Origin of the sequence: Campylobacter sp. Cr9 (assembly GCF_020138295.1) — a bacterium.
In the GTDB taxonomy this organism is placed as follows: domain Bacteria; phylum Campylobacterota; class Campylobacteria; order Campylobacterales; family Campylobacteraceae; genus Campylobacter_E.
On record NZ_JACGBH010000012.1, the window covers coordinates 63,422 to 73,877 of the forward strand.

Here is a 10,456-nt window from a genome sequence, read left to right on the forward strand (position 1 = left end):
TCATAACAAGGAAATTTTATGAAGAAAATTATTAAATTAAGTCTTGTTGCAAGTATGTTATTTTTCGCAGCTTGTGGTGAAAACAAAGAACAAAAAAAGCAAGAAATGCCACCATCAATAGTTGATGTAAAAAAGATAGGTTTAGAAGATGCTAGTATTTACTATGAATATGCAGCAAAACTTGAAGCAAGTAAGGATGTAGTTGTTTTGCCTAAAGTTTCTGGCGAGATTAAAGAAATACTTTTTAAAGATGGCGATTTTGTAAAAAAAGGAACTATATTATATAAAATTGATGATGAGCAATATAAAGCAAATTTAGATTTAGCTTTAGCTGATATTAGTGTTGCTCGTGCAAACTATGAGAATGCAAGTGCTGATTTTAATAGAACCAAAGATTTATACAATAAAAAAGCAGTATCTAAAAAGGAATTTGATGCAAAAGAAGCAGCGTATAAGAGTGCAAAAGCAAGTTTAAATAAAGCAAACGCATCTTATAAACTAGCTAAATTAAATTATGATTATACAAGCGTAAAAGCTCCTTTTGATGGATATTTACAAGCATCATTGATTGATATAGGAAGTTATGCAGTAGCAAATAATACAAAGCTAGTTCAAATAGTAGATCAAGATAATTTAAAAGCAACATTTTTTATATCAGATACAAATATGGAACAAATCAAAAGAAATAATAACGATTTAAAAAAAGCTAAAGCAAGTTTTATTTTAAATGGCAAAACTTATGAAGGCGAAGTTGAGTTTGTATCAAATTATAATGAATTAGCAAGCACAAAAGCTTATGCGGTATTTAAGAATTTAAATCAGGAATTAAGCGCAGGAACTTTCGTAAGCTTAAAGCTTAGCGAAATTACTCAAGCAAATTCTTTAGTAATTAGTAAAGAAAATTTATTACAAGATATAGATGGTTACTATGTATTTATAAAAGACAAAAATACTGCAAAACAAATTCATGTTAAAGCTATTTTTGATGATGAAAAAATAGCAGTAATTGATGCTAGCAATAGTAGTTTAAAAGTTGATGATGAACTTATTTTAAATAACTATAAGAAGATTTATCCAGGTGCAAAAGTTGCTACAAAAGCAGAATTTGGTGCAATGATGCAAAAACAAGCTTCAAAAGAGCCAACTAAGGAATAAAAATGTTTTCTAAATTTTTTATTTATAGACCTGTTTTTGCGATAGTTGTCTCAATCATTATAACTATTGCCGGTATTTTAGGAATGAAAGGCTTGCCTATTGAAGAATATCCTAATGTTACTTCTCCTACAATTAAAGTAAGCGCAAGTTATTCAGGTGTTGATGCAGCTACCTTATCTCAAAATGTAGCAAGTATACTTGAAGATGCAATAAATGGCGTTGAAGATATGATATATATAACTTCAAGTTCAAGCTCAAGTGGTTTGATGCTAATGAACGTGTATTTTAAAGTTGGAACAGACCCTTCACAAGCGTTAATTGATGTAAATAATAGAGTTCAAAGTGTTTCAGCTAAAATGCCAGAAGAAGTTAAAAAATTAGGCGTTAATGTTAGTGAATCAAGCTCTAGTATTTTAGCTGTTGTTAGTATTTATTCTCCTGATGAGAGTCGTGATGAGATTTATCTTAGCAACTATGCTACATTAAATATTGCTGATGAATTAAGTAGAATTGATGGTGTTGGCGATGTTAGCGTAGTTGGTTCTAAAGATTATTCAATGAGAATATGGTTAGACTCTCGTAAATTAAATAAATACGACTTAACACCTGCAGCAGTAAGTGCTGCTATAAGAGAGCAAAACTCACAATATCCAACAGGAAGCATGGGTGATTTACCTTTAAAAGAAGTAAGCCCATTTGTGTATTCAATGAGTGCGAAAGGAAAATTAAGCAAAGTTAGTGATTTTGAAAATATCATAATCAAAGCACTTCCTAATGGAAATATTTTATATTTAAAAGATATAGCTAGAGTAGAAATTGGTTCTAAAAACTACGGCTTTACCGGTCTTAATAATGGTAAAAAAATGGTTCCATTAATGATTAATCTAAAATCAGGTGCAAACGCAATTGCAGTAGCACAAGCTGTAAATGATAAATTAAAAGAACTAAGTGCATTCTTTCCTAGTGGTATTGCTTATGATATGCCTTATGATACAACCGAGTTTGTTAAGGATAGTATTAATGAAGTTGTTCAAACTTTCGTTGAAGCAATTTTACTTGTTTTAATAGTTATGTATATGTTCTTAAAAAACCTTCGTGCAACTATTATTCCACTAATTGCAGTTCCTGTATCACTACTTGGAACTTTTGCGTTTTTATATCTTTTTGGTTTTACAATAAACTTAATTACGCTTTTTGCGCTAGTTCTTGCCATAGGAATTGTTGTTGATGATGCTATTGTTGTGGTTGAAAACGTTGAGCGTGTGTTTAGAAGTGGAATTACTAAAGATGTAAGAGAAGCTACAAAAATAGCAATGGATGAAGTAACTGGCCCTGTTATTTCTATTGTTTTGGTTTTAAGTGCTGTATTTATTCCTGTTTCATTTTTAGATGGTTTCGTTGGACAAATCCAAAGACAATTTGCAATTACTCTTGTAATTTCAGTTTGTATTTCAGGTTTTGTTGCATTAACTCTAACTCCTGCTTTATGCGGATTATTGTTAAAAGATCATGAAGATAAGCCGTTTTATTTAGTTAAAAAATTTAATGACTTTTTTGACTGGAGTACTGGGCTATTTGGAGCAGCAGTGGCAAAAGTTTTACGCCATATAATTCCTAGCTTAATAGTTGTAGCGATATTCTTTTATGGGATTTTTGCACTACTTAAGATTATTCCAAGTTCGCTTGTTCCTAGTGAAGATAAGGGTGCTATTTTAGTTTTATCACAATTAAAATCAGCAAGTTCGTTAGAAAAAACAATTAATTTCAATAATAAAATTTACAATATGGTTAAGGAAAATCCTGCAGTAGAAAGTATGATTTCTCTTAATGGTTTTGATGTTGAAAGCTCTGCATTATCTACAAGTGCAGGAATTTCATTTATTACTTTAAAAGATTTTAAAGATAGAAAAGATTTAGGTATTAATGGAGATAGTCAAAACTTAGCAAATACTTGGATGAAAAATATGTGGCTTGACCCTGATGGATTTGCGTTTTTCTTAAACCCACCACCGATTATGGGCTTATCACTTACTGGTGGTTTTGAAATGTATGTGCAAAATAAATCAGGTAAAAGCTATGAAGAAATTAAAAAGGATATAGATGTTTTACTTGCAGAAGCTTCAAAAAGACCTGAATTAACACAAGCAAGAACAACTCTAAGCACTGATTATCCTGAGCTAAAAGTAAGCGTTGATGAGAAAAAAGCTAAAATTTTAGGTCTTAGTTTAAGTGATATATATACTAACTTAAATTTAATTTTTGGCTCTGTTTATGTTAATGATTTTACAGCCTTAGGTAAGAACTTCCAAGTTAATGTAAGAGGTGATGAAGATTTTAGAAATAAAAAATCAAGCCTTGAAAATATTTATGTAAAAAATAATGAAGGAAATAGTATTTCTTTAGCAAGTGTGGTTGATATTAAGCCTAGTGTTGCACCATTTTCAGTAACTAGATTTAATCTCTTCCCTGCTGTAAAAGTTACAGCAAGTCCAGCTGCAGGCTATACGAGTGGTGATGCAATCGCAGCAATTGTTGATGTATTTAATAAGACTATGAATAAAGATGAATATTCTTATGCTTGGGCAGGAAGTTCTTATGAAGAAGTAAATTCTAGTGGTTCAGGCTCAACTGCTTTTGCTTTAGGAATGGTGTTTGTATTCTTAATTCTTGCAGCTCAATATGAAAGATGGTTAATGCCTTTAGCAGTAATTACTGCAGTTCCTTTTGCTGTATTTGGTTCACTTGCTGCAACTTATTTAAGGGGCATAGATAACGATATATATTTTCAAATAGGTCTATTATTATTAATAGGTCTTAGTGCAAAAAATGCTATATTAATAGTTGAGTTTGCTATGGAAGAAAAATATAAGCATGGTTTAAATACAAAAGATGCAGCTATTAAAGCAGCTAAACTTAGATTTAGACCTATTATTATGACTTCTTTAGCATTTGGTATAGGAATATTGCCTTTAGTATTTAGTGAAGGCTCAGGAAGTGCTGCAAGACACGCACTAAGCACTGGGCTTGTTGGTGGAATTATTGTAGCTTCAAGTGTATCTATTTTATTTGTTCCGTTATTCTTCTATATGCTTGAAAGTTTTAATGATTTCTTGAAGAGAAAAAAAGGAAAAACAAATGAATAAAATTATTATAAGCAGCTTTGCTGCTTTATTTTTAATATCTTGCTCTAGTGTAAATAATTATGAGTTAAAAACTCCAAATAATTTAGACACTCAAACAAAATTTGAGATAAAAAATTGGAGAGCTTTAGGAAAAGATGATAATTTAAATCGCTTGATAGAAATAGCAATGGAAAATAACGAAGATGTTAAAATGGCTTTAAATAATCTTTTAATCGCTGAATCAAACCTTGTTAGTGCAGGAATTAAAAGAGAGCCTAGCGTTAATTTAAGCTTAAATGCAAATGAAAGAATTGCTAATAATTCAAAACCTATTTACGGGCATACTTTAGGGCTTAATTTATCTTATGAAATTGATTTATTAAATAAGCTTGGTAAAGCAAAAGAAAATGCTTTATTTAGTGCAAATATAAGTGAAATTGATGTAGAAAGCACTTATCAAACAATAGGTTTTAGCATTGCTAATCTTTATTATAAAATCGTTGCAACAAATAAAAAAATTGAGATTTTAGAAGACTTTGTAAAAAGCTATGAAAAGACTTTAAAACTAAAAGAAGAGCAATATAAATTAGGCTTTATTACAAAATCAGTTCTTTTGCAAACAAAAGAGCAAGCTAGCTTAAATCAAACAAAATTAAGAAGCTTAAAGCTTGAGCGTGATTTATATGAAAGCTCTTTAAATATTTTAGTTTATGGTCTAAATCAACAAAAAGAAGAAATCAAATACGCAAATGATTTATTAGATGATTTTGTTATGCCAAAATCAGTTCCTAGCTCAGTGATGACAAATCGCCCTGATATTGCAAAAGCAATTTTGAATGTAAAAATAGCTCATAATAATGCAAAAATTGCTTGGGATAATTTCTTTCCTACATTTACAATAGGAGCAGGAATTAGCACAAGTGGAGATACTCATAAGGTATTTTCAGATCCAATAGGCACAATCAGTGCAAATCTTTTACAGCCTTTATTTAATTTAGGCGAAACAGATGAGCAAGTAATTAGAGCTAATTTATCTCAAGATAATGCGGTTTTAACTTATGAAAAGGTTGTAAAAACAGCATTAAAAGAAATTGAAGATGCGATTTTACAATACAATAACGCAGAATTAAAACTAAAAGATTATGACGCAATTATTAAGCTTGAAGAAGAAATTTATGAGTTTAATAAGCTTAAATTTAGTGAAGGAGAAATAAGCTTTTTAGAATTCTTAGATAGCGAAAGAGCCTTACAAAATAGCTTAATGGAGCAAATAGATTTAAGACTAGGCAAAATTACTGCTGGAATTGATGCTTATAAAGCTATTGGAGTAAGAGAGCTTGAGTTTAGGAAATGATTTTTATATGAGCCTAGCCTTAAAAGAGGCTTGGAAATATCAATTTTTAACCTATCCAAATCCTGCCGTAGGATGTCTAGTCTTAGATAAATACGGCAAGATTTTATCTATTAAAGCACATAAAGCCGCTGGCACATTTCACGCTGAAAGGCTTTGCGTTAATGAAATACTTGAAAATTATGGAAAAGACGCATTAAAAGATAGTACTTTTTATGTTACCTTAGAGCCTTGTAGTAAGCAAGGTCGCACTCCACCTTGTCATGAATTACTTATAAAATATGGTGTTAAAGAAGTCTTTATTGGCTCAAGTGATGAGAGTCAAAACGGAATAAATGAGCTTAGAAAATCAGGTATAAATGTGGTTTTAGGCGTATTAAAAGATGAGTGTGATGAGCTTATAAAACCATTTAAATTTTGGCTTAAAAATGAGCCTTTTGTTTTATTTAAACTTGCAATTAATCTTAATTTTAATAATGAAGGCTCAATCAGTAATGAATATTTAAGAGCTTATTTTCATGAAATTCGCTCAAAGCTTGATACTTTAATAATTTGTGGAAATACTTTAAGGTTTGATAATCCTATGCTTGATGCAAGATTTTCAACTAGTAAAAAAGCTCCTAATTTATTAATATTCTCAAAACATTTTCAAAATCCAAATTCCGAATTCAAATTCCTTAATATTTTTAAAGCAAATAGAAGCGTAGAATTTGGCAAAAACCCTTTAAATCTAAAAGAAGAATTAAAAGCAAAAAATATAAAATTTGCGATGATAGAAGGCGGCTTTAATGCCTTAGAGCTTTTTAAAAATCAAATAGATTGGTTATTTTTACAACAAGGAAATTCTACCTATAATAATTCAAGTGATTTTAAGCTAAGTTTAAGCCCTATTTATCAAAGTACTACAAAAGATTTTTATAATAAGCCCCACGAATTTCAGCAATTCGGATTTTATGAAATAAGGAAATAAATGTTAGAAAAGTATTTTGAGAAATTTCTAGTTAATTCTAGATTTATTACAATTTTACCTGTAATTTTTGGTCTTTTAGGTGCTTTTATATTGTTTTTTATAGCTAGTTTTGATGTTTATAAGGTTATAAAAATCGCATATTCTTATTATTTTCAAAAAGCTGATTTAGACATTCACGAAGAAGCTGTTAGTATGATAGTTGGAGCTGTTGATTTATATTTAATGGCTTTGGTATTTTATATATTTTCTTTTGGAATATATGAGCTTTTTATTAGCGATGTTGAAGAGTTTAAGCAATATAAACAAAGTAAAGTTTTAGAAGTGCATAGCTTAGATGAGCTAAAGGACAAGCTTGGTAAGGTTATTGTTATGGTTTTGGTTGTTAATTTCTTCCAACACGCATTAAACCTTAAGTTTAATTCAAGTATTGATATGCTATATCTAGCTATCGGCATTATGTGTATTTGCTTAGGATTATGGGCTTTACACAAGAGCGATCATAAAGAGAATAAAAAAGAGCACTAAGGAGCAAAAATGATTTTTATAGATACTTGTTTTGGTAAAAAAAGTGATGTTATGCCTATATGGATGATGCGTCAAGCAGGCAGATACCTAGCTGAATATAAAGCTACTAGGGCAAAAGCAGGAGATTTTTTAAGCCTTTGTAAAGATTATAAATTAGCAAGCGAAGTTACACTTCAGCCTGTTGATATTTTAGACTTTGATGCGGCTATTATATTTTCAGATATTTTGGTTGTGCCACTTGAAATGGGCTTGCCACTACGCTTTGCTGCGGGTGAAGGTCCTATTTTTGATGAGATTATTTCAAATAGCGATGATGTAGCAAGACTTGATATAAAAGCAGCCGCTAAGCTTAATTATGTTTATGATGCTATAAAACTAACTCGTGAAAAATTAGCCCCTAATAAAGCTTTAATAGGATTTTGTGGAGCACCTTGGACGCTTGCAACTTATATGATAGAAGGGCAAGGCTCAAAAACTTATGCAAAAAGTAAAAAAATGCTTTATCAAGAACCAGAATTAATGCATAAATTATTAGCAAAAATAACTCATGTTTTAAAAGAATATTGCGAAAATCAAATAAAAGCAGGAGCGAATGCTATTCAGATTTTTGATAGTTGGGCGAATGCGCTTGAACCTAGTGCGTATTTAGAATTTTCTTGGAAATATATAAGCGAACTAGCTGAATATTTAAAGACAAAATATCCACATATTGCAATAATAGCATTCCCTAAAGGTGTAGGTGGATTTATTGAATGTCTTGAGGCAAAAATTGATGTTTTAGGCGTTGATTGGAGCACACCACTTCAAGTAGCATTAAAAACTCCTTATGTATTACAAGGTAATCTTGAGCCTTGTAGATTATATAGCAAGCAAGCTATTAAAGATGGTGTAAGCATTATTAAAGAATTAGTAAAAGATAAAGCTCATATATTTAACCTTGGGCATGGAATTTTACCTGATATTCCTGTAGAAAATGTAAGATACCTAATAGAGTGCGTAAGAAATGCTTAGTCTAATTTCACTAGGCGGAACAATTTCTATGCTAAGCAGTGGCGAGGGAGCAATCCCTAGCCTAAATGCAAATGATTTAACAAATTCTTTTAAAGACATAAACGCAATTACATTTAGCAATATTTCAAGTCCAAATATTACTTTTTCTATGCTTTTAGAAGTTTTAGTATTAGCAAAAGAAGAAATCAAAAAAGGCTCTCGTGCAGTAATAATCACGCAAGGAACTGATACGCTTGAAGAAAGTGCGTTTTTTTGCAATCTTTTTTGGGATTTAGATGAGCCTTTGATTTTTACGGGTGCTATGAAAAATCCTAGCGAATTAGGAAGTGATTATTTAGCAAATATTAATAGTGCAATAATCTTAGCAAATAGCGATTTGGCAAAAGGTTTAGGAGTTTTATGTGTATTAAACGAAAGTGTTCATTCAGCTAATTTTATTCATAAAAGCAATACCTTTAGCTTAGAGACATTTACAAGCTTTAATCGTGGTTTGGTAGGAGAAATTAAAGAAGATAGATTTTATTTATTTAATAATTTTTATAAGCGTTTAAAACTAGAACTTCCAAAAAAAATAAACAAAAAAGTAGCCTTACTAAAAATGTGCCTTGATTATGATGATGATTTGCTTAAATTTGCTAGTGATAATTACGATGGCATAGTACTTAGTGGTTATGGAGCAGGGCATGTAATGGCTAAAAATATGCCGTGTATAAAAAATATCAAAAAGCCTATAATTATGACAAGTAGATGTGAAAGTGGCAAAACGGGGCTTAAAACTTATGGCTACGCTGGAGCTGAAATAGATTTAGCTAAAAACGGCGTAATTATGAGCGAATATTTAAGCGATGTAAAGGCTAGAATTTTACTTTTAGTAGCACTTAGTTTAGGGTTTAATAAAGACCAAATACAAGATTTAATAAAACAATTTAATTAAACTAAGAATTTGAAATAACAATTCAAATTCTTAATATCTTACTTAAAGCTTTTTTATAAATGAATAAAGAATTTGAAATAGGAATTTAAAACAATATTTTATATAAATTAAAATCTTAATTCCTATTTCAAATTCTGTTATTTTTATTTATATAAAAGATTAAAATTATCTTAAATTGAATATATCTACAATTAAAATTAAAGATTTAATCAAAATTTGTGTAAATTTTACACATAATTCAGAAAATTTTAAGCTTGGGGGGGGGTAAAATTAGTATTCAATTTCAAAATTAAAGGAACTCTCAATGAAACTTTCGCACAAAATTTCATTATCTACTGCAAGTTTATTTGTTGTTTTACTTTTAGTATTGTCTTATCTAGAAAGCAATAAAACTGAAAGTATAATTATAAGCAATTATGATTCTTCAATTGCTGGGGATTTAAAGTTAAGAAATGCTTATATTGATGAGTATATTAAAACTCGTATAGAGCAGATTGAAAAAATTGCAAAAACTTTTGAAGAGGCTAATGATTTAAGTCCAGAATTTATTCAAAAAATCATTTCAAATGATAATAAAATATTAGATTTTCAAGGACTTTTCATAGGTCTTGCAAATGGTGATGTTTATAAGGCTGAACCAGATTTAAGCTTTAGATTAATTCCTAATTTTGATGGAAGAACTAGAGCTTGGTTTAAAGAAGCTAATGAATTAAGAAGAGCAAGTAACTCATCAATTTATAAAGATGTTTCAAGTGGCAAACAAGCTACAACTATTTTTGCTCCAGTATTTATAAATAATGAAATTGCAGCTGTAATTGGTGGAAATATATTAATCAATGACTTTAGCGATATTATCACAAGTATTAAATCAAATAAAGATATTAGCACTTTAATTCTTGATAAAAACAATGAAATAATTGCTAGTGAAAATACGAAAGAATTAGGCAAGCCAGAGTGGTTAAATGGGTTAAATCAAGAACTTAATAAGCTTAAATCTAATAGTAATTTAAATCATATTAGATTTATAAAAGATAATCAAGAATATTTGGCTTATTGTATAGTTAATGATTTAAGTGGTTTTAGTATATGCACGATAATTTTAGAAAGTGCTATAACAAAATCGGTTGCAGATGCTAGACATTCTACTTTGATTAGTTTTTTAATATTTTTGATTATTATGGTTGGATTTTTAACATATACTATTAATTTTTATTTAAAACCTTTATCAAAAATAACCTTAGGTTTAAATGAATTTTTTGATTTTTTAAATCATGAAAAAGAGGATGCAAATAAAATTAATTTATATTCTAAAGATGAATTTGGTTCTATGGCTAAAGCAATCAATGAAAACATTGAAAAAACAAAGCAATCATTATTAAAAGATGAAG

General features: G+C 29.5%; 8 protein-coding genes. All 8 read left to right on the forward strand.

Annotation, left to right across the window (positions count from 1 at the left end; genetic code table 11):
• Positions 1-18 precede the first annotated feature (18 nt).
• Positions 19-1,155, forward strand: coding sequence for an efflux RND transporter periplasmic adaptor subunit (locus AVANS14531_RS07070; RefSeq protein WP_336611843.1), 1,137 nt, complete (start codon positions 19-21; stop codon positions 1,153-1,155).
• 2 nt (positions 1,156-1,157) lie between these two features.
• On the forward strand, positions 1,158-4,298 hold the full coding sequence (locus AVANS14531_RS07075; protein ID WP_336611844.1) for an efflux RND transporter permease subunit: 3,141 nt from the start codon (positions 1,158-1,160) through the stop codon (positions 4,296-4,298).
• Complete coding sequence (locus AVANS14531_RS07080; RefSeq protein ID WP_336611845.1) at positions 4,291-5,631, forward strand: TolC family protein; 1,341 nt, start codon at positions 4,291-4,293, stop codon at positions 5,629-5,631. The genes AVANS14531_RS07075 and AVANS14531_RS07080 overlap by 8 nt, the downstream gene beginning before the upstream one ends.
• Positions 5,632-5,638: 7 nt before the next feature.
• Positions 5,639-6,598 carry a bifunctional diaminohydroxyphosphoribosylaminopyrimidine deaminase/5-amino-6-(5-phosphoribosylamino)uracil reductase RibD gene (gene ribD / locus AVANS14531_RS07085; RefSeq protein WP_336611846.1) on the forward strand — a complete coding sequence of 320 codons (960 nt, stop codon included), beginning with the start codon at positions 5,639-5,641 and terminating at the stop codon, positions 6,596-6,598.
• Complete coding sequence (locus AVANS14531_RS07090; protein ID WP_239816984.1) at positions 6,599-7,123, forward strand: YqhA family protein; 525 nt, start codon at positions 6,599-6,601, stop codon at positions 7,121-7,123. It abuts the gene before it with no gap.
• A 9-nt stretch (positions 7,124-7,132) separates the two neighbouring features.
• Positions 7,133-8,134 (forward strand): uroporphyrinogen decarboxylase, encoded by a 1,002-nt coding sequence (gene hemE / locus AVANS14531_RS07095; RefSeq protein ID WP_336611847.1) that lies wholly within the window; start codon positions 7,133-7,135, stop codon positions 8,132-8,134.
• Positions 8,127-9,068, forward strand: coding sequence for an asparaginase (locus AVANS14531_RS07100; protein WP_336611848.1), 942 nt, complete (start codon positions 8,127-8,129; stop codon positions 9,066-9,068). The genes hemE and AVANS14531_RS07100 overlap by 8 nt, the downstream gene beginning before the upstream one ends.
• A 304-nt stretch (positions 9,069-9,372) precedes the next feature.
• Positions 9,373-10,456, forward strand: a 1,084-nt coding sequence (locus AVANS14531_RS07105; RefSeq protein ID WP_336611849.1) for a cache domain-containing protein, incomplete at its 3' end; no start/stop codon positions are given.

Coding starts and splice junctions, on each gene's coding strand:
- AVANS14531_RS07070 (WP_336611843.1), top strand. CDS start 19: ATGAAGAAAATTATTAAATTAAGTCTTGTTGCAAGTATGTTATTTTTC.
- AVANS14531_RS07075 (WP_336611844.1), top strand. CDS start 1,158: ATGTTTTCTAAATTTTTTATTTATAGACCTGTTTTTGCGATAGTTGTC.
- AVANS14531_RS07080 (WP_336611845.1), top strand. CDS start 4,291: ATGAATAAAATTATTATAAGCAGCTTTGCTGCTTTATTTTTAATATCT.
- ribD (WP_336611846.1), top strand. CDS start 5,639: ATGAGCCTAGCCTTAAAAGAGGCTTGGAAATATCAATTTTTAACCTAT.
- AVANS14531_RS07090 (WP_239816984.1), top strand. CDS start 6,599: ATGTTAGAAAAGTATTTTGAGAAATTTCTAGTTAATTCTAGATTTATT.
- hemE (WP_336611847.1), top strand. CDS start 7,133: ATGATTTTTATAGATACTTGTTTTGGTAAAAAAAGTGATGTTATGCCT.
- AVANS14531_RS07100 (WP_336611848.1), top strand. CDS start 8,127: ATGCTTAGTCTAATTTCACTAGGCGGAACAATTTCTATGCTAAGCAGT.